The 23,504-nt window shown below is 62.5% G+C and carries 22 protein-coding genes; 6 read left to right on the plus strand and 16 right to left on the minus strand.

Annotation, left to right across the window (positions count from 1 at the left end):
- Positions 1-126 precede the first annotated feature (126 nt).
- The 3 genes from E4631_RS14325 to E4631_RS14335 all read right to left on the minus strand — a co-directional run bounded on the left by E4631_RS14325 (position 127) and on the right by E4631_RS14335 (position 2,686).
- On the minus strand, positions 127-762 hold the full coding sequence (locus E4631_RS14325; RefSeq protein ID WP_133656603.1) for a hypothetical protein: 636 nt from the start codon (positions 760-762) through the stop codon (positions 127-129).
- A 159-nt stretch (positions 763-921) separates the two neighbouring features.
- Positions 922-1,365 carry a DUF2147 domain-containing protein gene (locus E4631_RS14330; protein ID WP_133656602.1) on the minus strand — a complete coding sequence of 148 codons (444 nt, stop codon included), beginning with the start codon at positions 1,363-1,365 and terminating at the stop codon, positions 922-924.
- 754 nt (positions 1,366-2,119) lie between these two features.
- The gene (locus E4631_RS14335) at positions 2,120-2,686 is read right to left on the minus strand and encodes a C40 family peptidase (RefSeq protein ID WP_166648001.1); all 567 of its coding nucleotides are present in this window, start codon (positions 2,684-2,686) and stop codon (positions 2,120-2,122) included.
- Positions 2,687-2,805: 119 nt separating this feature from the next.
- Here E4631_RS14335 and E4631_RS14340 point away from each other — a divergent pair, with 119 nt between their 5' ends.
- The gene (locus E4631_RS14340; RefSeq protein ID WP_133656600.1) at positions 2,806-4,686 is read left to right on the plus strand and encodes a M61 family metallopeptidase; all 1,881 of its coding nucleotides are present in this window, start codon (positions 2,806-2,808) and stop codon (positions 4,684-4,686) included.
- A gap of 238 nt (positions 4,687-4,924) precedes the next feature.
- On the opposite strand, the gene E4631_RS14345 is transcribed toward E4631_RS14340, so the two are convergent.
- The 8 genes from E4631_RS14345 to E4631_RS14375 form a co-directional block, all read right to left on the minus strand.
- Entirely contained in the window at positions 4,925-5,275 is a 351-nt protein-coding gene (locus E4631_RS14345) for a nuclear transport factor 2 family protein (protein WP_133656599.1), read from the minus strand.
- Between the two features lie 55 nt (positions 5,276-5,330).
- Positions 5,331-7,283 carry a KUP/HAK/KT family potassium transporter gene (locus E4631_RS14350; RefSeq protein ID WP_133656598.1) on the minus strand — a complete coding sequence of 651 codons (1,953 nt, stop codon included), beginning with the start codon at positions 7,281-7,283 and terminating at the stop codon, positions 5,331-5,333.
- An 85-nt stretch (positions 7,284-7,368) separates the two neighbouring features.
- A complete protein-coding gene (locus E4631_RS14355; RefSeq protein WP_133656597.1) occupies positions 7,369-7,929 on the minus strand; it encodes a hypothetical protein in 561 nt (186 codons plus the stop codon).
- Positions 7,930-8,085: 156 nt separating this feature from the next.
- Positions 8,086-8,733: an FKBP-type peptidyl-prolyl cis-trans isomerase gene (locus E4631_RS14360; RefSeq protein WP_205704252.1), complete on the minus strand. Its 648-nt coding sequence runs from the start codon at positions 8,731-8,733 to the stop codon at positions 8,086-8,088.
- Between the two features lie 149 nt (positions 8,734-8,882).
- Complete coding sequence (locus E4631_RS25945) at positions 8,883-9,020, minus strand: hypothetical protein (RefSeq protein ID WP_166648000.1); 138 nt, start codon at positions 9,018-9,020, stop codon at positions 8,883-8,885.
- Between the two features lie 150 nt (positions 9,021-9,170).
- The gene (locus tag E4631_RS14365) at positions 9,171-9,587 is read right to left on the minus strand and encodes a DUF4440 domain-containing protein (protein WP_240734934.1); all 417 of its coding nucleotides are present in this window, start codon (positions 9,585-9,587) and stop codon (positions 9,171-9,173) included.
- Positions 9,588-9,729: 142 nt separating this feature from the next.
- Positions 9,730-10,491 (minus strand): monofunctional biosynthetic peptidoglycan transglycosylase, encoded by a 762-nt coding sequence (gene mtgA / locus E4631_RS14370; RefSeq protein ID WP_240734936.1) that lies wholly within the window; start codon positions 10,489-10,491, stop codon positions 9,730-9,732.
- 14 nt (positions 10,492-10,505) lie between these two features.
- The gene (locus E4631_RS14375; RefSeq protein ID WP_133656594.1) at positions 10,506-11,642 is read right to left on the minus strand and encodes an App1 family protein; all 1,137 of its coding nucleotides are present in this window, start codon (positions 11,640-11,642) and stop codon (positions 10,506-10,508) included.
- Between the two features lie 87 nt (positions 11,643-11,729).
- On the opposite strand from E4631_RS14375, the gene E4631_RS14380 reads away from it, so the two are divergent.
- The gene (locus E4631_RS14380) at positions 11,730-12,848 is read left to right on the plus strand and encodes a DNA topoisomerase IB (protein WP_133656593.1); all 1,119 of its coding nucleotides are present in this window, start codon (positions 11,730-11,732) and stop codon (positions 12,846-12,848) included.
- A gap of 136 nt (positions 12,849-12,984) precedes the next feature.
- Here E4631_RS14380 and E4631_RS14385 read toward each other — a convergent pair whose 3' ends face one another.
- Complete coding sequence (locus E4631_RS14385) at positions 12,985-14,523, minus strand: hypothetical protein (RefSeq protein WP_133656592.1); 1,539 nt, start codon at positions 14,521-14,523, stop codon at positions 12,985-12,987.
- Between the two features lie 245 nt (positions 14,524-14,768).
- On the opposite strand from E4631_RS14385, the gene E4631_RS14390 reads away from it, so the two are divergent.
- From E4631_RS14390 to E4631_RS14400, 3 genes are all read left to right on the plus strand, one after another.
- Positions 14,769-16,403, plus strand: a complete 1,635-nt coding sequence (locus E4631_RS14390; RefSeq protein WP_133656591.1) for a hypothetical protein — start codon at positions 14,769-14,771, stop codon at positions 16,401-16,403.
- Positions 16,404-16,471: 68 nt separating this feature from the next.
- Positions 16,472-17,386 carry an AraC family transcriptional regulator gene (locus E4631_RS14395; protein WP_133656590.1) on the plus strand — a complete coding sequence of 305 codons (915 nt, stop codon included), beginning with the start codon at positions 16,472-16,474 and terminating at the stop codon, positions 17,384-17,386.
- A 69-nt stretch (positions 17,387-17,455) separates the two neighbouring features.
- Positions 17,456-18,196 (plus strand): SDR family oxidoreductase, encoded by a 741-nt coding sequence (locus E4631_RS14400; protein WP_133656589.1) that lies wholly within the window; start codon positions 17,456-17,458, stop codon positions 18,194-18,196.
- A 16-nt stretch (positions 18,197-18,212) separates the two neighbouring features.
- Here the strand turns inward: E4631_RS14400 and E4631_RS14405 are convergent, their stop codons facing one another.
- The gene (locus E4631_RS14405) at positions 18,213-18,917 is read right to left on the minus strand and encodes a spheroidene monooxygenase (protein WP_133656588.1); all 705 of its coding nucleotides are present in this window, start codon (positions 18,915-18,917) and stop codon (positions 18,213-18,215) included.
- A 124-nt stretch (positions 18,918-19,041) separates the two neighbouring features.
- On the minus strand, positions 19,042-19,554 hold the full coding sequence (locus E4631_RS14410; protein ID WP_133656587.1) for a pyridoxamine 5'-phosphate oxidase family protein: 513 nt from the start codon (positions 19,552-19,554) through the stop codon (positions 19,042-19,044).
- Positions 19,555-19,685: 131 nt separating this feature from the next.
- Here E4631_RS14410 and E4631_RS14415 point away from each other — a divergent pair, with 131 nt between their 5' ends.
- On the plus strand, positions 19,686-20,309 hold the full coding sequence (locus tag E4631_RS14415) for an ACP phosphodiesterase (RefSeq protein ID WP_133656586.1): 624 nt from the start codon (positions 19,686-19,688) through the stop codon (positions 20,307-20,309).
- A 72-nt stretch (positions 20,310-20,381) separates the two neighbouring features.
- Here E4631_RS14415 and E4631_RS14420 read toward each other — a convergent pair whose 3' ends face one another.
- Complete coding sequence (locus E4631_RS14420) at positions 20,382-20,897, minus strand: peptidylprolyl isomerase (RefSeq protein WP_133656585.1); 516 nt, start codon at positions 20,895-20,897, stop codon at positions 20,382-20,384.
- Between the two features lie 171 nt (positions 20,898-21,068).
- Positions 21,069-23,258, minus strand: coding sequence for a catalase (locus E4631_RS14425; RefSeq protein WP_133656584.1), 2,190 nt, complete (start codon positions 23,256-23,258; stop codon positions 21,069-21,071).
- Positions 23,259-23,504: the final 246 nt, after the last annotated feature.

Raw genomic sequence — 23,504 nt, forward strand, 5'->3', positions numbered from 1 at the left:
GGAATGCGTGAAAAAATAAGCTGGCCCTGTTGCTACTCAGCGGCCCGCTACAACGGTACCTGTGGTGAGCCCGCCCTCGGCAATACTTTGCGCGCCAATGCCGGCCCGGTAGGGGGCATTGCCTCCCTACTCCTCGTAGTACTCCACTATTTTGTGGGCAATGGCTTCGTCAGCCAGCGGCTCGTCAAACACGGTTTTGAGGAGTGCTTCAAACGACTGCGGATTGGTGAAATGCGACTCGTGCACGGGGTTAGCGCTGAGGCGAATAAACAGCGGCCGGTCGTTCACCGTCACTAGGTCGAGCGTGATGAGGCCGTAGCGCTGGTCGCAGCGCCCGCTCACGGTGCAGTCGGTGGGGTTGGGCTTGAAAAACTGCTTGGTCGTGTGCTCGCGCAGCTGCTGGTGGCGGCGCAGGCGGCTGTCGTGGCAGGCACGGTGGTAGCCCAGCGCCCCCACGCGCTCGCCCAGCAGCTGAAACAAGTGCCCAAAATTGCCCGGCCCAATGCTGGGGTCATAAAAAAACAGCGCCCCCTGGCGGCCATCTTCCTGCAGCAGGTCAACGCGAAAATCTCGCCGACTTCTTATGCCTCCCTTGCGCAGGTGGTAGGCCTTGAAGTACGGTCCCAGCCAGTTCCGGTACACGCGCTCTGCCACCCAGGCCTCGTGGCGCTGGGCCTGAGCGGGCGTGGGCTCGGGGGCAGGGTGCCACCCGGCCGCCGCCTCGCCGCGCCGCTGAAAAAGCTGTTGAATAAACTGAAGCACTGGGGAAAATCCGGTCAAGCTGAACGGGGCAAAAACACTGTTTTCGACAAATAGTTTCGGGCGCTGCCAGTTGGCCAGCGGGGGGTAGGGGCCAAAAAACAGCGCCCCATCCCGCAGGAAGAGGCGCCGCTAGCAAGGAAAACGAGGCTGGTTGCAGGCTTATTTCACCCGCGTCCAGGTCTGCGACTTGCCGATGAGCGAGAAGCCGATGTAGCCTTTCACTTCCATCATGTTGGCCGATTCCATCTTCATGTAGCACGAGTAGGTTTTGCCAGTTTCGGGGTCGTAGATTTTGCCGTTGTCCCACTTGTTATCGCCATCGTAGCTAAACCCCTGCATGAAGTCCAGGCCCAGGCGGGGGCGGGTACGCAGCTTAGGGTCAGGGTTTTCGGAGTCGAGCTTGGGCTTGCCGGTTTTGGGGTCGTTGGGCACAGTCAGAGTAACAATCTTGCCGCAGAACTTGTCGCCGCACTTATAAATCTCGAACGTGGCTTTCTTTTCGGCGTTGGTCCACACGCCCAGCGGCGATAAGGTTTGAGCCTGTGCCGGGCGGGCCGCTACACCGAGCCAAAGGGCGAGCAGAAAGACAAAGTATTTGTGCATCGTCGGGAATATGAAGGAGTGGTGAAAAATATGGATTGGGTAGGGCAATTATACGGCCAGAAATTTTAGCCTTCCACCAGAGCCGTGCAGAACCGGCCCCGCGGCGCCCCAACGGGAAAAGTAAAAATTAGTCGGTCTCGGTTATGAAATAAGTAGCTTGATTGTCAGTTAAATGCTAAAAAGACTGGCCCGGCACCCCAGAATTATGACCGAAAGTTTTGAACCTGCGCGCCAGCAATTAACTTTAACCTTTAGTAGCGAGTGCTACGGCCCCGTACAAGCCGCCCTAAATTGCTGGGAAGCGCGTCCGGGGTTATGTGGAACCATAAAGAAAGGAGGTACATAATGTCTAGTAGTCCCAACCAAATCCTGCCGAGCCTGTCCAATGTAGTACGCCTCACCGCCGTACTCGCCTAAAACACACAGCTCGGCGGAGGGCACCGCGGTATCGTGGTTCCCTCTCGTTGGACAGGTCTTACTGTGAGACGCCGGCGCTGTACCCCAGCGCTGCCGCTTGGTAAGATTTGAAGGATTAGATACCCGGTTGGCCCAACGGCGCGCGTGAGCGTTCCGCAGTGGGCCGGCCGGGTATCGTTTTTTTAGAATTAGGAAGAACAGAAAAGCACGTCATGCTCATCTGGCGTCCGCTTGTCGAAGCATCTTGGTCGCCTCGTTGGATGAAGCGGCTCAGATGCTTCGACAAGCGGACGCCAGATGAGCATGACGTTCCTTTTTGCCTTAGATGCTCATTACTTTAAAGCACCCGCCGCACTTGCATAAAGCGGCGCTCATACCCCGAATTCTCCACCTGGCTGACTTTTACTCCCGACTCGCGCCGGGCCGAGGAAGCGTGCACAAAGCGCAGCGGCGTTTCGCCGCGGGCCGAAATCACGATGCCCGCGTGGCCAGGCGCGGTGCTGGTAGGTGCCGTGCCAGTGAAAACCACGATGTCGCCGGGCCGGGCGTCGGCCCGCGCCACTGGCCGGCCCACGTCGATGAGTAGGGCCGTGGAGTGGGGGGTAGGCACCCCAAAGTGCGAGAACACGAAGTACACAAAGCCTGAGCAGTCGAAACCGCTGGCTGGGCTAATGCCCGCGTAGAGGTACGGACTGCCCAACTGGCGCATCGCGTAGCGCACCACGCTGTCGCGTCGCACCTCTTCGGCCGTGGGCCGCGCTGGCCGCCGCTCACTCACCAGTACGATGGGCAGGGAGGGGGTAGGGCGGCTGGCCACCAGCCCATTAGCCGGCTGTTGCGGGTAGAACTTAACCGCCAGTAAAATAGCCAGTAAACCACCAAAAATCAACCAGATACTGCGCATAAGCCAACGATAAAGCCAAGGGCCCCGCCCGCTTAACGGTGGGTGCCCGGCAGAAGTTAACGTGGAGCAAGGGCAAAAATTTGACGGCCCGGCCCGGCGAAGGCGTTTACTTTGCGCGCATGTTCGCATTTTCTTCTGCTTTTTGCCGTCTGGCCGCCGTGGCTGGCCTGCTGGCGGCCGGGCCCGCCGCCGCCCAAGTCAAAGTCAAAACCAAGGTAAAGCACAGCGTCAGCGCGGCTGCCGCGCCGGCCGCCGCCAGCGCCGCCGGGGGTAGCCTGCGCTACACGCTGGCCATGCCCGCCCCCCAAACGCACTACTTCGAGGTGCGGATAGATTTGCAGGGCTTTGGCCAGGAATACACCGACCTCAAAATGCCCGTGTGGGCGCCGGGCTCGTACCTGGTGCGCGAGTTTGAGCGGCACGTGGAGCGCCTCAAGGCCCAGGCGGCCGGCGGCCAGGCCCTGCGCGTGGAAAAGCTGGATAAGAATACCTGGCGCGTGCACCACCCCGGCCAGGCCACGTTTCGGGTCGATTACGGAGTGTATGCCTACGAAATCAGCGTGCGCACCAGCTACATCGACGCCGACCACGGCTTCGCGCTGGGCAGCAGCATCTTTATGTACCCGGCCGCAGCCAAGAACATGGCCAGCCAGGTAACTGTGCAGCCCGCCGCCGGCTGGGCCACCGTGAGCACGGCGCTGCGCCCCGCGTCGGGTATGCAGAAATTCGTCTATCAGTCAGCTAATTACGATGAGCTTGCCGACTCGCCCATCGAAATTGGCAACCAGCGGGTGCTGAACTTCACCACCAACAACACGCCGCACCAAATGGCGATGTACGGCCCCTTTACGCTGCCCGACGAGCCGCGCTTCCTGGCTGATATGAAGAAGATTACGGAGGAAGCCCAGCGCGTGGTGGGCCAGAATCCGCTCGACCACTACCTCTTCATCGTGCACCACCTGGAGGCAGGCGGCGGCGGCCTAGAGCACCTCTATTCGACCACGCTGGGCGCCCGGCCGGGCACGTATTCGAATGAAACGGCCTACAAGAACTTCCTGCGCTTAGTGGCGCACGAGTATTTTCACCTCTGGAACGTGAAGCGCATCCGGCCCATCGCGCTGGGGCCGTTTGACTACGACAAGGAGAACTACACCCACATGCTGTGGGTGAGCGAGGGCCAAACCGAGTACATGGCCAATCAGATTGCCCAGCGCGCGGGCTTCTACACGGCCCAGCAGTACTTCGACCAGCTAGCCGCCGTGCTGGGGGGGGTAGAGAACCAGCCCGGCAACAAGCTTCAGCCAGCGGCCATGTCGAGCTTCGACGCCTGGATTCGCGGCTACCGGCCCGATGAGAATTCCAAGAATTCCGAAATCAGCTACTACGACAAGGGCGAGATGATAGGGATGGTGCTCGACCTCATGATAGTGCAGGCCACCAACGGCCAGAAGCACATCGACGACGTGTTTCGCCTGCTCTACGATAAATATTACAAGGGCCTGAAGCGCGGCTTCACCGACCAGGAATACCAGGACGCTGTGGCCGAGGTGGCCGGCCGCCGCTTCGACGACTTCTTCCAGAACTACGTCTACGATACCCGTACCCTCGACTACGCCACCGCCCTCGGCTACGTGGGCCTGACCCTCAACAGCGCGCCCGCCAGCCCCAACGGCAGCCTGGGCGCTACCCTTACCAACCGCAACGGCCACTACCTCGTGACCTACGTGAAGCGCGACGGCACCGCCTGGAACGGCGGCCTCAACGCCAACGACGAAATCATGCAGCTCAACGGCGGCGCCCCCACAGACGAGTCGGTGAAGCAGGCCCTCTTCGCCACCGCGCCCGGCACGGTCGTCAAAATGCAGGTGAAGCACAACGCCTACACCCACGACCTGAGCCTGACGCTGCAACCCGACCCCGACCGCAGCTACCAGATTCAGCCCGTAGCCAGCCCTACCCCCGACCAGCAGCGGCTATTAGCCAAGTGGTTGGGCAAGTAGTAGTTACGGGCGCTAACTGAACGTGGCTCCGGCCTGCTGGCTTGGTCTTGCCCAGGTCGTGGGTTGGCTTAGCTTCGGCAACCAGAAGACCTTGCTGGTATCAATCTACTGCCGGGTCTGCTTCTTGAATAACCCGCACAGAACCTAAAAAAGCCCTCCCAACCATACTGGTCAGGAGGGCTTTTTTAGGGGGTAAGGATAAGCCGGATGGGGCTTTCGTTGCAGTTAAAAACCAGACTTATACCTGCTCGATGTCCATCTGCTTAAACAGCCCATCCTGAATGGTATAGACATGCTTCACCGGGCCATCGAATAGCAGTTGTCCCTGCTTATCCTTTACTACCTGGTGAACGGCAACTTCCAGCTGGCCATTTTCCCGCTCCCGAAAGCCAGTCGGTTCAACCTGCGGACTCAACTCCTGCCACTGCCGCAGCCAGTAGGCGCGCACCTCGTCGTGGCCAGTGGCATAATCGCCCTCCCACGCCTTCGACCAGCGTACCTGGGGGTGCAAAGTAGCTAGGACAGCAGGAATGTCGCGGGCGTTGAAGGCTGCGTATGCTTTTCGAATCAGGTCGTGATGGTGTTCCATGCTAAAAAGGTGGCGTGAGCCTGCTCTATGAGGGTATTAGCAGGTAAGCCTATGGCTACTTCACCCGCGTCAGGGCTACTTCGCGCACGGGGGCAATTACCAGCGGCACCTTTTCCATCTTCACCGAGGAAGTGTCGAGGCCGAAGTACTGGGCCTCGCCCGAGATGAATTGCTTGATGTAGAAGTAGGCCTGCATCACGAGTTTTTCCTGGGTAGGGAAGTCGTTTTCGACCGAGAGGTACTTCTCCAGCACCACGAAGCGGAAGTCGCCTGTGACGTGCTGCTTGCTGAGCGAGGCGTAGCGCGAGGTAATGTCCACCTCCTTGTTGCGCACCAGGTCTTCCACCACTTTGCGGAAAAACAGGTTGATGCGCTGCTGCACCCGGAAGCCCAGCCGGAAATTGATGCGGAACACGTCGTCGGGCGCCAGCTCGGTCACCTTGTACTCCATCGTGTATGGCTCGTCGGTGGTATCGACGTGGATAAACCAGTAGATGTCAGCCCGTTTAGGGCGCTTCTGGAAGATGGAGTAGATGATTTTCTGCTCAATCTCGCTGGCGCGCTCGGCCGACGTCAGGAACACGAGGTGCGTGGCGTATTTGCTGATTGACTCGTCGTTGCTGAGCTGCTTGAGCGGCTCGATGTAGGGCTCCATCTTCACAAAATCGGTGAGGCGGCGCTTGATGTAGAAAGCCTTCAGCCACACGTACATCACGGCCATCAGGGCCGAGCCAATGGCCAGCGACACCCAGCCGCCGTGCGGAAATTTGATAAGGTTGGCCACCATAAAGGAGCCCTCAATGAGCCCATACACCAGCACGAACAGTATTACCAGGGGTAGGGCCACCCGCTTAACCTTGCTGAGCCACACCGTCAGCAATACGGTGGTCATCAGCATGGTAAGCGTGATGGCCAGGCCGTAGGCCGCTTCCATATTCGAGCTTTCGCGGAAGAACAGCACTACCCCGATGCAGCCAATGAGCAGCAGCCGGTTCATGCTGGGCACGAAGAGCTGGCCCTTTACGTCGGTGGGGTAGTTGAGGCGCACTTTGGGCCACATGTTGAGGCGAATAGCCTCGGCCACCAGCGTAAACGAGCCCGTGATGAGCGCCTGCGAAGCAATAACCGCCGCTACCGTAGCCAGCCCAATGCCGAACAGCAGAAACCAGGGCGGCATCAGCTCATAAAACGGATTGCGGCCCGCCAGCTGCTGGCCCTGGTGGGAAAGCAGCCACGCGCCCTGGCCCATGTAATTGAGCACCAGCGCAGTTTTTACAAAGGCCCAGCTGATGCGGATGTTGCCCTTGCCGCAGTGGCCCAAGTCGGAATACAGCGCCTCGGCCCCGGTCGTACACAGAAATACCGAGCCCAGCAGCCAGAAGCCACCGGGGTAGTTTACCAGCAATTGATAAGCGTAGTAGGGGTTAATGGCCTTGAGGATAGTTGGATTCTTGGTAATCCAAAGCACGCCCAGCACGCCCAGCATCGTGAACCATAGGAACATAATCGGCCCAAAAGCCTTGCCCACAATCTGCGTCCCGAAGCTTTGCAGCAAAAACAACCCCGCGATGATGCCAATGACAATGGGCACCGTCGGGATGGTCGGGTAAATGGCCCGCAAGCCCTCCACGGCCGACGCCACCGAGATGGGCGGCGTAATAACGCCGTCGGCTAGCAGCGCGGCCCCGCCAATAATGGCCACCGCCGAGAGCCAGGCCCCGCGCCGCCGCACCAGCGCGTAGAGCGAGAAGATGCCGCCCTCGCCGTTGTTATCGGCATTGAGCGTGAGTATCACGTACTTAATGGTAGTCTGGAGCGTGAGCGTCCAGATAACGCACGAGATGCCGCCGAGCACCAATACCGGGTCGATGTAGTCGGGGATGCGACCGCTCTTCAGGATGGACGACATCACGTAGAGCGGCGACGTCCCGATATCGCCGTAAATAATGCCCAACGCAATGAGCAAGCCGGCTCCGGAGATGGCGGTGTGCGAGTGTTTAGAACTCATGTGGTAACGGAGTAATTACTTGGTCAGGAAGCAGCAGGTTAGGCCCGGTGACGCGGTAAACATACGAGAGGATAGCGGCCGGCTTTTACGCAGGCGCGTCGGGAATGGCTGGGCTGGCTGCGAGTGGCTCGGCTTCGGCCTGGGTGGCCCAGGTAGCTGCCTCCTCCTCGGCTGCCAGTGCCGCCAGCAGGGCGGCGGCTTCGGCGGCAGCCTGGTCGTGGGCGCGGGCCACGCGGCGGTTTAGCTCCCCCACCAGGCGCTGCCAGATGGCCGCCTCGCCAGGCAGCGCAAAGTGCACCGCCTCGCGGCCCAGCAGCCACAGCCGCAGCCGGTTGGTGCCCCGGTGGCCGTAGAGCAGCATGAGGGCGGTAGCCAGCAGGCCGGCCATGGTGGGAAGGGTACGCAGCCAGTTATTTAAAAAGAGAATCAGCACAATGGCCAGCCCCAGCCCGCCCAGCAGGTACCACAGCAGCCAGCGCACCGGCTGCACCTCGGCCCGCTCCAGCTCGCGCAGCCCAAACGTGCGGCCGAGTACGGTGAGCGAAGTGCCCGTCAGCGTTAGGCGGCCATCGGGGCTGCCCACGGTGGGTAGGGGGGGTAGGGAAGCCGGTGCGGGCTCCTCGATGGCCTCCGCCAAAACCGCCACCGGCGCGGGAGCAACCGGTGGCGGAGTAAGTGCGAGGGCCGCGGGAGTAGGCAGTGGGCTGGGGGCAGGCACGGCCGTACTATGCCGCACCCAGGCGGGCGCGGCAGTGGTAGTCGGGGTGGTAGGCGCCGTCAGCGCCCCGGCCGACGACCCGGCTCAGTTGTTTACTTTGAGCAGCTCTACGTCGAAAATCAGCGCCGAGTCGGGGCCGATGTCGCGGCCCGCGCCACGCTTGCCGTAGGCCAGGTCCGAGGGGATGTACAGGCGCCACTTCGAGCCTTCGGGCATCAGCTGCAGCGCCTCTGTCCAGCCCGCGATTACCTGGTTGACGCCAAACGTAGCCGGCTGGCCGCGCTGGTAGCTGCTGTCGAACACGGTGCCGTTAATCAGGGTGCCGTGGTAGTGCGTCGTCACCGATGAGCGGGGGGTAGGCTTGGCGCCGGCACCCTCGGTCAGCACTTCGTACTGGAGGCCGCTGGGCAGGGTAGTGATGCCCGGCTTATTCTGGTTTTCGGCGAGGAAAGCTTCGCCTTCGGCTTTGTTGTTCATCGAGTTGGGATTGGGGGTTTCGTCGTTGTCCTGGTCTTCTTCGCCGCCGCCGAGCTGCTCTTGTAGCTGCTGCATGGCGGCTTGCATTTGCTCCTGGTTGAGGCGGCTAGGCTGCCCCGAAAGGCCTTCGCGGAGGGCGGCGGCCAGGATGTCAATGTCGAGCTCCAGGCCCTGCTGGGCGAAGTTGCGGGCCAGGTCGCGGCCAATGATGTAGCTGACCTGCTGCTGATTGGTGTCGAGGGTCACGGGAAAAATGAGGGTAATGCGGCCGGCTCGCCAGAGCCGGCCCGGCGTGAGAAATAGGCAGTGCCGGCCGTAAAGGTCGGCACTACTGCCGGCTTCTTACGCAAAAAGCCCCGCCGGGGGCGGGGCTTCGGGCAACGGTATGGTGGGAACCTGAACAGTTAGAGGTAGTAATGGTCCTCTTCGCCGTGCAGGTTGAAGGTCAGGTTGAGGGTAGCCAGCTGCGCCCTCAGGTAGCGGAGCGAGCCCAGGCCGCCAAGCAACAGCAGCAGCGAGGGTAGGGCAGTAGTCTTTTTCATGAGAACTGGTGATTAAAGAATTAAAACGCAGTGCAAAGATACGCGATAGTCTCGAAATATGTTAGGCATGCCGAGTAAATGTAGGATAAGCTTTAGCTTGTCCGTGGCCCGATTGTTCAACGCCGGACAAGCTAAAGCTTATCCTACCCCCTAGCTCGAATGGTCGGCCACAATGACCCACTGCCCATTCAACTTTCTAAAAATCAACAAAAACTGGCCCTGCGCATCGCCGGTGGCCGCGCCGGGGCGCGCCAGGTGCCAGTGGCCCACCACCTGCGCCACCTCAGTGCCCAGGGGCGTGATGCGCAGCTGACTGAAATCGAGCTTACCCATCTCGGCCGCGCTGGGGTAATGCTTCTTATAATTATCGAGGGTAGGCTGCCAGCCGTAGGTAGCCCCGCCCTTGCCGATGAACACCAGCGAGTCGGAGTGCCAGTAGCCGGCCATGAAGGTGGGGATGTCACCCCGGTTCCAGGCGGCCGTTTGGGTGGTGAGCACCTGGGCGATGGCCTGGCGGGGGGTAGGCGGCGCGGCCAGCGCGCAGGCAAGGGTAAGAGTCAGGAGCATGAGAGAAAAGGAAAAAATGATTTTTAACCTAGTCGTCATGGCGAGCCTGCGAAGCAATCGCCCCAGAACGAAACCCACCCGACTCGTTCTGGGGCGATTGCTTCGCAGGCTCGCCATGACAGGCGAATTCTGTTGTTAAACGCTAGCGGTTCAGCAAGGTAGCCACGTAGGCGGTGCCGCCCAGCGCCCGCATGTTGCGCAGCACGCGCAGCTGCTTGGCGCGCGCCTGCGGCCCCGGCTGCCCTGCCCGGAAGCGCAGCGGATTGGGCAGCACGCCGGCCAGCAGGGCGGCTTCGGGGGCGCTCAGGTCGCGGGCCGACTTGTGGAAATAGCGCTGGCTGGCGGCTTCCACGCCGAAGGTGCAGTCGCCCATCTCGGCCACGCTCAAATACATTTCCATAATGCGGCGCTTGCTCCACAGCAGCTCGATGAGCACCGTGAAGTACGCCTCAGCGGCCTTGCGCACATAGGAGCGACCCTGCCAGAGAAACACGTTTTTGGCCACCTGCTGTGAGATGGTGGAGCCGCCGCGCACGGGCTTGCCCTCGGCGCGGTGCCAGTTGTACTGTGCCGCCCGCCACATGCCATCCACATCGAAGCCGTGGTGCACCAGAAACCGCTGGTCCTCGGCCGCTACCACGGCCAGCGGCACGCTGGGCGCCACCTCATCGAGCGAGGTGAAGTTGTAGCGGGCGTGGCGCGGGTCGGCCTGAATGCCGATGTAGCCCAGGCCCACCGGCGCGTGGGCGCGGCGGTCGAGCATGAGCCAGGTGGCGGGCGGCGCCAGCCAGCGATACAGCAGCACCCAGGTCACGGTGAGCAAAAACAGCGCGGCCACGGTTTGCAGCGCCATGCGCAACACCGTGCGCCAGGAGGGTAGGAGAGATTGAATAGACTGCGCCACGGGGCAAAATTAGGTTAGCCGTGCACTGCGCGCACTTTCGTCAGTCCTTCGGCCGTGATAAAGCCGTGGGCGGCGGCGTGGGTGGCGGCGGTCAGGTAGTCGGGCACCAGCAGCAGCTCTACCCCTGTGTCGTGGTGCAGCGCTTCGGCAATGGGGGCCACGCGGCTGGCCCGGCCGGGCACGCCCACATCGCGGATGTACACCACCCGAATGCGCCCCGGATGCGTGCGCACCACCTCGGCGTAGATGTCGGGGTCCTGCTGCCCGCTGTCGCCGAGCAGGATAAACGGCAGGTCGGGATAAGTGTCGAGTATCTGGTTGATTTCCTTGAGCTTGTGCCCGTGGTGGGGCGACGATTGCGGCGTGCGGCCCTCCGAGCCGGGCGTGCGGCCGAGCAGCGTTTCGCGCAGCAGCAGCGGGCCGGGCGGCACGCCTTGCAGGCGCAGAAAGTCGTCGAGCACGTCGTACAGATTCCAAGGCGAGGAGCTGACGTAGAAGAACGGGTTGTCGGGCCGGCCGCTCTGCCCATACAGCAACGCCTGGTAAAAGGTAGCTACCCCCGCCAGCGTCTCGTGCGAGTAAGCATTGCGCAGCAGCACCGTGCGCAGCATGCGCAGCAGGTGGGTGGCCTTAGTGACAATAACGGTGTCGTCGAGGTCCGAAATTACCCCGAACTCGGCCGTGGGCGGCGGAATGAGTACCTGCGCCACGCCCTCCACCTGGCCCAGCAGCCCTCGAAACCGCTGCGGCAGCTTGCTGAGCCGCACCGGCACCGGGTGCCACAGGTAGTCCACGGCCGGCGGCAGCGCGGGCGGGTCGAGGCGCAGCGTAAAGTAGCCGGTGGAGCCGGTGGTCACGGGTAGGTCGAGGTGGTTGGGTAAGGAGATAACCACTTCGGCCCCCGGTATTTCGCGGCTGTTGAAGCGCCGGTACATCGCCTGGAAATTGCGCCACGGCGAGTCGGCGTCGGTTTGGGGCGTGAGGCCGCGGTCGGCCAGCAGGCGGCCTTTCACATAGAAGCGGTGCGGCGTGCCGTAGCTGCGGTACACGTCGAGGTGCAGCGGGCGCAAGCGCCCCAGCCGCGCCGCCACGCGCGTAATGGCCGCATCGACCCATTCCCAGCCATCGGCTAACCATTGCCCTGCATCCATCCGGCAAACCTACGGCGGATGGAGGTTTCAACCGACACCGCCTTCCGGCTGAATTTTGCGTAGAAGGCACCTTTCCCCGCCCTTCCCATGACCGCTACCCACGCCCTACCCCGCCCAAAAACCCGCAAGAAAAGCCTACCCCCCATCCACGAGCTGGCCGCCCACGAGCTCTACAAAGACCCCGCCCGGCAGGCCGAGCTGGCGGGCCTGCGCTACGCCACCGACGCCGGCCCCGGCCTGCGCCGCGAGGCCCACGGCCAGGACGAGTTCGTGTATTTCAATGCCAAAGGCGAAAAAATCGAGGACGAAAAAACGCTGGCCCGCATCCACAGCTTTGTGATTCCGCCGGCCTGGACGGACGTGTGGATTGCGCCCAACCCCAGCTTTCACCTCCAGGTGACGGGCCACGACGCGGCCGGCCGCAAGCAGTACCGCTACCACCCGGCCTGGGATGCGGCCCGCTCGCTTACCAAGTTTTCGCGGCTGCTGGCGTTTGGCCAGAAGCTGGGTGAGCTGCGCGCCCAGCTGCGCAAGGACCTGGCCCGCCCGGCCCTCGACCGCGACAAGGTGGTGGCGCTAGTACTCACGCTCATGGACCAGTCATTTATCCGCATCGGCAACGAGGAATACGCCAAGAAAAACAAGAGCTACGGCCTCACCACGCTGCTCGATAAGCACGCGCAAATAGAGGGTAGCGACGTGCGCTTCGCCTTCGTGGGTAAGAAGGGGGTAGCGCACGACGTCACCATTCACGACCGCAAGCTGGCCGGCCTGGTGCGCAAGTGCAAGGAGATTCCGGGCCAGCACCTGTTCCAGTTCTACGGCGCCGATGGCCAGCGCCACCCCCTGGAATCGGGCCACGTGAACGACTACCTGCACCAGCACACTGGCATTGCGCTCTCAGCCAAAGACTTTCGTACCTGGGGCGGCACCGTGAAAATGGTGGAGTGCCTCGAACACGCGCTAAAGGGCGACGTCGAGCTGGCGCCCGAAAAAGCCATCCGCCAGGCTACCAAGGAGGTCGCTTCCAACCTGGGCAATACGCCCACGGTATGCTCCAAGTACTACATTCACCCGCAGGTGACGGAGCTATTCAAGTCGGGCCGCCTCATTGAGTACCTGCGCCGCCACGATGCCGACCCCCAGGACCAAGATGCCCTGTCGCCCACCGAGCACCTAGTGCTGGAAATGCTGGCGGAGGTGTAAAGCCGTCTGTCATTGCGAGCGCAACGAAGTGGAGCGCGGCAATCTTTCCTTCACGTTTGGATTACTAATCTACTGAAGCGAACGACCAAGGAAAGATTGCCGCGCTCCACTTCGTTGCGCTCGCAATGACAAGTGGTTACTCATCCGTGAGCCGGTTGTAGATATCAAACTGCTCCTTTTTCTTGGTCGGGGCGGGGGTATTAAGTGTGCCGTTTGACTCGGGCTCGTAGCGTAGGCGACGGTGCGAGGTGGCGCGCAGCACATCCTCGCCTGCCCCGGCGTGAATCACGATTTTGAGGCCGTGGCCGGTCAGTTCAAATGTGTCGTTGCTGCCCAGGCCTTCGAGGGTGAGGCGGTTGGTTTCGCGGGTGTAGAAGGTGCGCTGGTAGAAGAGCGAGTCGGCCCCGAGCGTGCGGTTATACACGCGCACGGTGGTCGAGTCGGGGGTGCGGGCCACGGCGAAGTAGTCGGGCAGCTCGGTGCCGGCCACCACGGGGCGCTCGGCTTTCAGCTCGTAGTAGCGCTCGGCCACGCCGGGCAGGGCATCGCGCCGGGCTTGCAGGTCGCGCAGGAGGGTAGGGCCCTCAATAGCATGCACGGCGGGCGGCAGCTGGTGCACGGCGCGGGCCAGGGTCGAGTCGGGCAGCTGGGCCTGCACGTAGCGGCCGGCCGCCACAAAGTCGCGCCGGGTCAACGCATTCAGGCCGCGCTGGTCTACGTGGCGGCCCTGGCCGATGAGGGCCGGCAGGTCGTGGTACTGGCGCTTGAACGTGACGAGGTGGCGCACCAGAAACTTGCGCGTCATCAGCCACGGTACTACCCCGTCCGACATGCGGAAGAATGCCTGGTCGCGGTCCTTGGGCACCGCCACAAACACCCTGCCGCCGGGCCGCTGCGGGTTAGGCACTTCGCCCCACTGCCACTGGCCCGAGTGGCGGTCCCAGTCGCCGATGAGTAAGTCGAGCAGGCGCGCGCGCAGCAGCGCCGGCTGGTCGGGGCGGTTGCGCGGGTCGGCGTAGAGGTGCTGGCGCATGTCCTCATCGTCGATAAACTTCTGCGCCTCCGGCACGAGCGGCGAGCTTACTTCCTCGCCGGTATATTTTTCTTCCAGCAGCACCAGCTTGCCACGCAGGCGCTCGTTGGCCTCGGCCGAGCCCAGGTTATCGGTATCGCTGGGCACGTACAGAATGCGCGGATGCGTGTGCGGCACCCCCAGCTGCTGGGCCAGCGGCGACACTACCAGCGCCCCGTAGGGGTTACCGGCCGAGGTACCATCGCGCAAGCCATTGGCCAGAAAGGTCTTCTGGTAAAATTTTGGTAAAATTCGCGCCGGGTCCTTATCGAGCGAGCGAATGACGAAGAGCCGGCCGTCATTCGCCTTTAGCGTGAGGCTCGTGCTCTGGAAGCCACCCCCTAGCTTGGTTGCCGTGAGCGGCCCTGCCGCGGGCACGGCCGAGGCCAGGCGCAGCACCGGCACCTGCACCGGCGCCGCCCACACCGCCCGGTGGTGCGGCCCCATAAAGGCCTTGTAGAGCCCGCTGTGCTGGTTGTACTGCCGGCCGGCGGTAGCCCACACGCTATCGGGGGGGGTAGGGCGCTGGCCCGCCGCGGCGGGCAGCCGGGCATCGGGCTGGAAAAAATGGCGCCGGGCACACCCCGCGCTCAAGCCTATCATCAGGCCCCCAGAAAGTAATAATATAGTAACAGTGCGCAAAACGGACCGGAATAACGGGTGCAAGGCGGCAAAAGCCAATCCAGGGCTTCTAACGTAGCTCAATCGGAAAGGATAGGTCCTATTTTGATAGTTAAGCCAGCAACCCCACCGGCCTGGCCTGCGCTATACGGGGGTAGGCGGCTGCCTACTCATTTCTATTGTCCTATCCAGAAGGAAGGCAGCCAGCGGCTACCTTCGGTGTATCCGTGTTACTATTTGTTAAAGGGTTGGGAAGAAGTACCAGGTGGACCTTGCTGGCCGCCTTGGGGTGGCTGCTGGGCGGCTGCGCCGAGCCGGCCCGGCCTACGCCCGGCGAGGGCGGCCCGGTATTCAGCGCCGATTCGAGCGCGGTGCGCGTGGCGGCCGGGGCGCACTACGCCTGGCGCGGCTGGTGGTGGCAGCACCTGTGGGGCCGCCACTACCGCCCCCTGTGGGCTACCCCCGTCACGGTGCCCGTGCTGCGCCTGGGCGCGGTGGGCCTCACACCCATTAAGGCGGGCGGCAGCTTCCAGACCAACTCCCTGCACGTGCGCTCGCCCGATGGTCGCGATTTTGTGCTGCGCTCGGTTGATAAAGATTTGAGCCGCAACGTAAAAGCCAATTGGCTGGCCCGTGCCGCGGCCCCCGTGCTGCGCGACCAAACCTGCGCCGCGCCGCCCTACGGCGCCTACGTGGCCGCCCGGCTGGCCCGCGCCGCCGGCGTGTTTCATACCAACCCGCGCCTGGTGTACCTGCTGCCCGATACCCTGCTGGGAAAGTGGTGTAGCCGCTTTACCCCTGCGCTGTACCTGCTAGAAGAGCGGCCCGACCACGACCAGCGCCACGCCGTGAGCTTTGGCGGCGCCGCCGAGGTGGTGGGCTCTGAGAATATGCTGCGCCAGGTGCTGAGTAGCCCGGCGGCCCACCTGGCGCCCCACGCGTTTCTGCGCGCGCGGCTGCTCGACTTGCTGGTGGGCGACTGGAGCCGCCGCGCCGACCAGTGGCGCTGGGCCGCGTTTGCGGGGGTAGGCGGCCGGGTGTTTCGGCCCATTCCGCGCGACCGCGACCAGGCGTTTTTTCGCTTCGATGATGGGTGGCTCACGCGCCTGATTTCCTGGTTCCGGCCCCGCTACCAGACCTTCAACCCCGACCTCGTGCCCGCCGATGTGGGCCCGCTCACCACCACGGCCCGCGCCCTCGACCATACCGCTCTGGCCCTGCTGCCCGAGGCCGCCTTCGTGGCCGAGGCCGACTCGCTGCGCCGCCGCCTGCCCGATGCCGTGCTGGCCGAGGCCCTGCAAAGCGTGCCCGCCGAGGTGCGCGCCCGTATGACCCGCGAGCTGCTGCCCGCCCTGCGCGCGCGCCGCGACGCCCTGCCCGCCGTGGCCCGCCGCTACTACCAGGTGCTGCAAGAAGCCGCCGTGGTCACCGGCACCGATGCCGCCGAGCACTTTGAGCTTATGGGCCTGAGGCCCGGCCAGCTGCGGCTGCGCGTGTTTGCCCGCCGCCCGGCGCGGCCCGACAGCCTAGTGGGCGAGCAGCTCTACGACGTGCGGCGCACCACGCGGCTCTCCATCTACGGGCTGGGTGGCAAGGATGCGTTTACGCTGCGCGGGCGGCTGGCGCCCGGCTTTGGGGTGCACCTGCACGGCGGGGCGGGGCGCAACGTGTTTTTGCAGGAAGACATTATGCAGGCTGCCGACACGGGCTTCACCATTTACCCTGGCCCGGCCGACGACCTGGTGCAGGTGAGCCATACCGTGCGCGTGGTGCCCGGTTCTCCGGCGCCCGCCACGGCCGCCGCCTGGGTGGCCAGCCAGTACCGCTTGCAGCTGGGCAGCCGCCGCGAAGAGGTAGAGTAGGGGGTAGGGGCTGCGCGTAGCGCTGCCCCACGCAAGGTACTAGCTAGGTGATTGGCATATCTTGCGGTATGAATGCTCACGAAAATATTGCCGAGTATTACCAACGCTACGGAAGAGGAACGCCCGCGGCCGGGCAGGTAACGGTTTACCGCATTGAGGACGTGCCTACCCCTGCGGTTTTTCCGCACATCCGGCGGGATTTTTATAAGGTGAAGCTGCTCTGCGATGCGCAAGGTATCCTGTCGTATGCCGACCAGCATGTGGTAGTGCAGGCGTGCACCTTGGTTTTTGTAAACCCCCTGATTCCGTATTCGTGGGAGCGCACCGCCGGCCGCGAAACGGGTTTCGCCTGCTTGTTTACGGAAGAGTTTATTACGCCGCAGCTGCGCATGGGGAGCCTGGCCGAGTCGCCGCTGTTTCGGGTGGGCGGTACACCCGTATTGTTTCCGCCCCCTGAGGTGGTAAGTCGGTTGGAGCTACTCTTCGAGCAGCTGTTGGTGGAGATACAAGCTACTTATGCTCATAAGTATGACTTACTGCGCACGTATTTGCAGCTGCTTCTGCACGAGTCGCTGAAGCTGGCGCCTGCCGCCCCGGCCGCCCCGCCGGCTACCGCAGCTGCGCAGCTTACCACCGCGTTTCTGGACTTGCTGCACCGGCAGTTTCCGCTGGCTTCGCCGCACCATTCTCTACCCCTCAAAAATGCCAACGAGTTTGCCCGGCAGCTCGCGGTGCACACCAACCACCTGAACAAGGCGCTGAAGGAAACCACGTGCAAAACCACTACCCAGCACATTGCGGCCTGCCTGGTGGCCGAGGCAAAAGCCCTGCTACGGCACAGCAGCTGGAGCGTGGCCCAGATTGGCTACTGCCTGGGCTTCGAGCACGCGCCCAACTTTCAGCTTTTCTTCAAAAAGCACGCGGGTCAGTCGCCCGCCCAGTACCGCCGCCAGCCAGCAGTCAATTCATACGTTTCGGATTGATTGGCATATTTTCCCTCGTGCCGCTGCCGCGACCTTTGTGGTATTATCACCAAACACAAAAGGAACAGGATGGAACAGGAAATTGCCGGCAAAGTAGTCGTCATCACGGGCGCGAGCAGCGGCATTGGTGCGGCCACGGCGTTGCTGCTGGCTGGGCGCGGTGCGAAAGTGGTGCTAGGTGCCCGCCGCGTGGAGCGCCTGGAAGCACTGGCGGCGCGCATTGCGGCGGCCGGGGGAGAAGTCGCCTACCTGGGCACCGACGTGAAGCGCCGCGCCGACGTGGCCGGCCTCGTAGAGCTGGCAACCGAGCGGTTTGGCCGGCTCGATGTACTCGTCAACAACGCCGGTATTGGCCCTATCTCCCTGCTCGACGACCTGCGCGTGGACGATTGGGAGGAGATGATTGACGTCAATATCAAGGGCGTGCTGTACGGTATTGCCGCCGCGCTGCCGGTTTTTCGCCGGCAGAATTCCGGGCATTTCGTGAACGTGGTTTCGACGGCCGGCCTCAAGATTGTGCCGCTACAGGCGGTGTATGCGGGCACCAAGAATGCGGTGCGCACCATCTCGGAAGGCCTGCGGCAGGAAGCGGGCCCCACGCTGCGCGTGACGGTGGTGTCGCCCGGTTTTGTGCACACCGACTTTGCCGACTCCATGCCGGACCCGGCCGTGAAGGCCCAGATTCTGGCTACCCGCGATAAGCTGGCTATTTCTCCCGAAGCCATCGCGCAGGCCATCGCATTTGCCATCGGGCAGCCCGCTGATGTGGATGTGGGCGACATCACCGTGCGCCCCACGGCCCAGGGCTAGCCCGGCGGCTGGCCGCCTACCCCCCCGCCAGCGGGTCAACGCCATCGACCGTGCCGGTGCTGCGCAAAACCCGAAAGCGGGCGAATAATTCTTCCGAATACCAGCCCTCGCGGCGCGTAAGCTGGATAACCTCGCGGTGCCGGGCATCGCGGTAGGCGTACTGCTGCATAGCCGCTGCCGAATCCCAGATGCTGAACGTGGCCTGCCGCACCAGCGGCAGCTCGCCCAGCCCAATGGCCAGCCGCAGCCCCTCGGTGCCAGCCAGCGCCCGGCTCGTGGGCTCTACGAAGCGCCAGAAGCGCGGCGCCCGCCGCAGCCGGATGCTGGCCCGCGTGAGCACCGCCACCGGCCCTACCCCCCCCGGCGCGGCCAGGTCGCCGCCCTCGAAGGGGTTGGTGCCGTTCCAGGCGCCGTGGGCTTGTAGGGGGGCCAGCTCGGCGGTCCAGGTTTCGTGGCTGCGCTGGGCGTAGGCGGCCCACACGGGGTGGCTGGCGAAGAACGCCGCCGCGTCTTCGGCCCGCGCCCAAGTGGCGATAAGGCCATAGCGGCGCAGGTTGGGCCAGAAACCGAAGCCATTGTCGGCCCCGCTGCCCAGCAGCTGGCAAAAGCGCAGGCCCGCCACCCGGCGCAGCCGGGGCGGGGCCGTGGCCATTTGGGCCAGCGCCCAGCGGGCTACGTTAGCGCCGGGCTTCAGGGTAATAACAGTGAGTGTAGTAAGCATTCAAGCAAGCAAACAAATGGACGCAAAAAAAGGCCGGAATTGCGTCCGGCCTTTTCCATTAAAAAGTAAAAAAGAACGTCATGCTGAGCTTGTCGAAGCATGACGTTCTTTTTTAACTCTTGACTCAGATTTTCACCTGGGCGTGCTCATTCACGTCGTCCGATGTGCTGCGCTCGCCCGTTACCACGGCGCGGGCGTAGGCGTAGGCTTGCACCAGCAGGCTGCTGGGCGAGTCCCAGTACTCAGCCTTTTCGATGTCAATCTTGAGAATCGTGATGCTGGGGTCCTCTTTGCCTTTGGGAAACCAGCCGCGCATGGGCTCGCTCCACAGCTCGGCAATCTTGGCCTCGTCGCGGAAGGTGCTGGCCGTGCCCGTGATGGAGGCGTAGGTGTTGCCATCGGGGTCTGAGTAGCTCAGGTTCACCTTATTATCTTTGTTTACTTCGTAAACTTTGGCCGAGTCTTTATCGGTAAAAAACAGCAAGGCGCCGTCGGCTTCGGGCTTCATCGTGGCCATGGGGCGGCTGTGCAGGTTGTGCTCCTCATCGAAAGTAGTGAGCATAGCAATGCGCACATCCTTGATTTTTTCAAAAAGCTTGCTGAGGTCGTGGGTGACCGGAGTTTTCGTATCAGACATGGGAAGGAAACGTTAGAAGGAACAAGCGCGGCCCGGCTGGCAGCCCGCGGTAGCCTTAGCTTACGGCCGAACCCGCATCTGGTTTTCCGGTTAGGGAAGTCAGAGCCTTCCTACTCCCTCTATTAGCTGCCATGAATTTTCTGGCTCATCTTTACCTGGCGGGCCCACCCACCGCGCCCGACTACCTCGGCCAGCTCGTGGGCCAGTTTATTGCCGACTCGGTGCCCGGCCGGCAGTTCGAAAGCTACCCGGCCGCCGTGCGGGCCGGCATTCGGGCGCACCGCGCCATCGACACCTTCACCGACCAGCACCTGGTGGTGCGCCGCAGCACGGCCCGCCTGCGCGCGGCCGGCGCCGGCAAGTACGCGGGGGTGGTGGCCGATGTGTTCTACGACCATTACCTAGCGCGCCATTTTGCCGGGCTGGCGGGCGAAGACCTGGCCGGGTTTACCCAGCGCGTGTACGCGCTGCTGGCCAGCCAGCAGGCCGGGTTTCCGACGGCGGTGCAGCGCTTTTTTCCGCACTTGGTGCAGCACAACTGGCTGCTGCACTACGCCGAAGTGGAGGGGGTAGGGCGGGCGCTGCTGGGCCTGAGCCGCCGCGCTAGCCCCGGTTCGGGCATGGACCAGGCCACCACGGAGTTGGTGCGCCACTACGCCGACTACGAGGCCGATTTTCAAGAGTTCTGGCCGCAGCTGGTGGCCGACGTGGCCGCCCGGCGCGCCGCCGCTGCTCAGCCTGGCGAGCAGGGGTAGGGCCCTACGCAAAGCGGGCCGCACCTACTGCTGCAAGTGCGGCCCGCGTGGGCAAGCTGGCAAAAAAGAAACTTAGTGCTGGTGGCCGCCTTCGCCGTGAGCGTGGCCGTGGGCCAGCTCCTCGGCGGTGGCGGGGCGCACGTCCTGAACTTTACCGTCGAAGTGCATGACCATGCCGGCCAGCGGGTGGTTGAAGTCCATGGTTATCTGCTCGTCGCCGATTTCAACTACTTTGGCCTGCATGTGGTTGCCTTCGTTGTCAGCCATAGGCAGGTAGTTGCCCACTTGCAGCATCTGGTCGTCAAGCTGACCGTCAATTTCAAATACCTGCTTTGGAATCTCCACTACGGCCTGGTCGTCGTAGTCGCCGTAGGCTTGTTCAGGCGTCAGCGAGAAGCTGAAATCGTCGCCAGCATTCTTGCCATCGAGCTGGTTCTCAAACTCTTCGGGCAGGCCGCTGTGGCCGAACAGGAACACCATCGGCTCGTCGGCTTCGGCTTGCTCTACTAATACTTTCTGCTGATTTTCGTCGGTTACGGAGAGGTCGTAGGTCAGCGTTACGACGGAGTTCTGGGCAATGGCGGCCATGGCAAGGGTGGGTTAGTGTTGGCTGGCAAAGGTAGGGGTAGGGCGGCCGGTAAAAGCTGATGAAAGCGCCACCAAGCCATTTTTTGCCACCAACGCACGTAATAAAAAAGAAGATTCCCCCGCCTTACCCAACGGGCGACGGGGGAATCGGGTTACTCTGCGCCTGGCTTATTAAGCCGGCATCGACTTCATCTCGCGGCTCCAGAAGCGGTGGTGCGCAATAGCTTTGATGAAGCTTTGGGTGAGGTCGGCGCCCGTTGCATGGTCGCTGGTTACCACGCCATCGGCGCCCATAATGTCGGTAGCGCCGGGGTAGGCGGCAGCTTTGAGCAGGTCTACACCTTCTGCCACGGCCGCGAGGGGCTTGCAGTGGCGGAACGCCTCATTTACGAAGCGCACGGCGGCGGCATCCTGCTTCAGCATGTTCACGCTATCGGCACCGCCGGCCACGTACACGGCATCAAACAAGGCCGAGGAAGTGCTCTGGAACGTCCAGTTGGCCATTATCTCCTCGCCGCCTTTGCCCTTTATCGAACCCAGATGGGTAGCCACGAGGGCCGTTTGGGCCCCGGCTTCCATCAGTGTGCGCATCAGCTCCGTGATGGCGGCCACATCGGCCCCATCGGTGGCCAAGATGGCAATCTGGCGGGTTTTGATGTCGGTTTTGTCGGCGTTGATGGGGCTGTCGGCCGAGATGCTCAGGGCCGGCGAGCTGCCCGCGTCCTTGGCCGGGGCCGACTGGTAGTCGGCCAGGTTGGCATCGGCACCGGCGCTGCCTAGGTTCAGTATTACGCCATCGGCCGAGGGCACCTCCATGCCCAGGCCCTTGGCTACGCGGCTGGCCAAGTCGTGGTCTACCTGCGCCAGCTGCATGATAGTGCGGGTGCGCACGTCGGCAGTCTGCACGTGGCCCAACTCAAAGCGCAACGCCTTGACGATGTGCATTTTCTCGGGCTCGGTCTGGCTGTTCCAAAACAGCTTTGCCTGGCTGTAGTAATCGGTGAAGCTCTTGCTACGACGCCGAATTTTAGCGGCGTCTACGCGGGCGTGTACCGACGTGAAGCCACCCTCGCTTTGCTTGGCTTGCTGAGGGAAGTTGTCATTCAGCAGGTTGGGGCCGTAGGCAGTTTTGCCCTTGTCGATGGTCTGGCGCATGTGGCCGTCGCGCTGGTTATTGCGCACGGGAGCCAGCGAGCGGTTAATCGGAATCTCGTGGAAGTTGGGGCCGCCCAGGCGCTTGAGCTGGGTGTCGAGGTAGGAGAAGATGCGGCCTTGCAGCAGCGGGTCATTCGAAAAATCGATGCCCGGCACCAAGTGGCTGAGGCAGAAAGCCACCTGCTCAGTTTCGGCGAAGTAGTTGTCCACGTTGCGGTTAAGCACCATCTTGCCAATAAGCTGTATCGGCACTTGCTCTTCGGGAATGAGCTTGGTCGAGTCGAGAATGTCGAAGCCGAATTTCATTTCGTCTTCTTCCTCAATTACCTGCACGCCTAGTTCCCACTCAGGGTAAGCGCCCATCTCGATGCAGCCCCAGAGGTCGCGGCGGTGAAAGTCGGGGTCATTGCCCGAAATCTGCTGCGCTTCTTCCCAGGCCACCGAATGCACGCCCTGTTTGGGCTTCCAGTGAAACTTAACGAAGCGTGACTTGCCTTCGGCGTTCACCAAGCGGTAGGTGTGCACCCCGAAGCCTTCCATCATGCGCAAGCTGCGCGGGAGGCCGCGGTCCGACATCACCCACAGCAGCATGTGCATGCTTTCGGGAGTAATCGAGATGAAGTCGTAGAATGTATCGTGAGCCGAGGCGGCCTGCGGAATCTCGTTGTGCGGCTCCGGCTTCACTGCGTGAATGAGGTCGGGAAACTTTATCGCATCCTGAATAAAGAATACGGGAATGTTGTTGCCAACGAAGTCATACACACCTTCTTCGGTGTAAAACTTAACCGCGAAGCCGCGTACGTCGCGGGCCATATCGGAGGAGCCGCGCGAGCCTGCTACCGTCGAAAAGCGCGCAAAAAGCGGCGTTACGGCGCCCGGCTGCAAGAAGGCGGCGCGAGTCAGGTCCGTGGCGTTGCCGTAGGCCTCGAAGTAGCCGTGGGCACCTACGCCGCGGGCGTGCACTACGCGCTCCGGAATGCGCTCGTGGTCGAAGTGGGTAATTTTTTCGCGCAGAATGAAGTCTTCCAGCAGCGTGGGGCCGCGGTCGCCGTCCTTCAGCGAGTTCTGGTCGTCGTTGACGCGCAAGCCCTGGTTGGTAGTCAGAAACTGGCCATAGCCATCTTTGCGGTTCTGGGCTAACTCATCGGTTTTCGGGTTGCTTACCATGTCTTCATGGTTCTGCTTTGCCAGAGGTTTTTGTTCCATAATTAATTGAAGGAAGAGGGGGTAGAGCTTTCTCAACGAGGTTTTAAGCCAAGGGGTTAGCTTAATCTTTCCTTAGGAGCCGCCGCTCGGCTGCGGGCTACGGCCAGTTATAAACTGATAGTCAATAAGCCCTGCTCACTTAAAGCGGAGGTAGTTTCCCTGAAAAAAAAATCGGGCAGAAAAACAGGCGGCCGGCCCGCCCTAAACAGTACAACTACGGTCCCGGCCTAGTCGTAAAGCAGGGCT

Source organism: Hymenobacter sp. UV11, assembly GCF_004684095.1.
In the GTDB taxonomy this organism is placed as follows: Bacteria; Bacteroidota; Bacteroidia; order Cytophagales; family Hymenobacteraceae; genus Hymenobacter.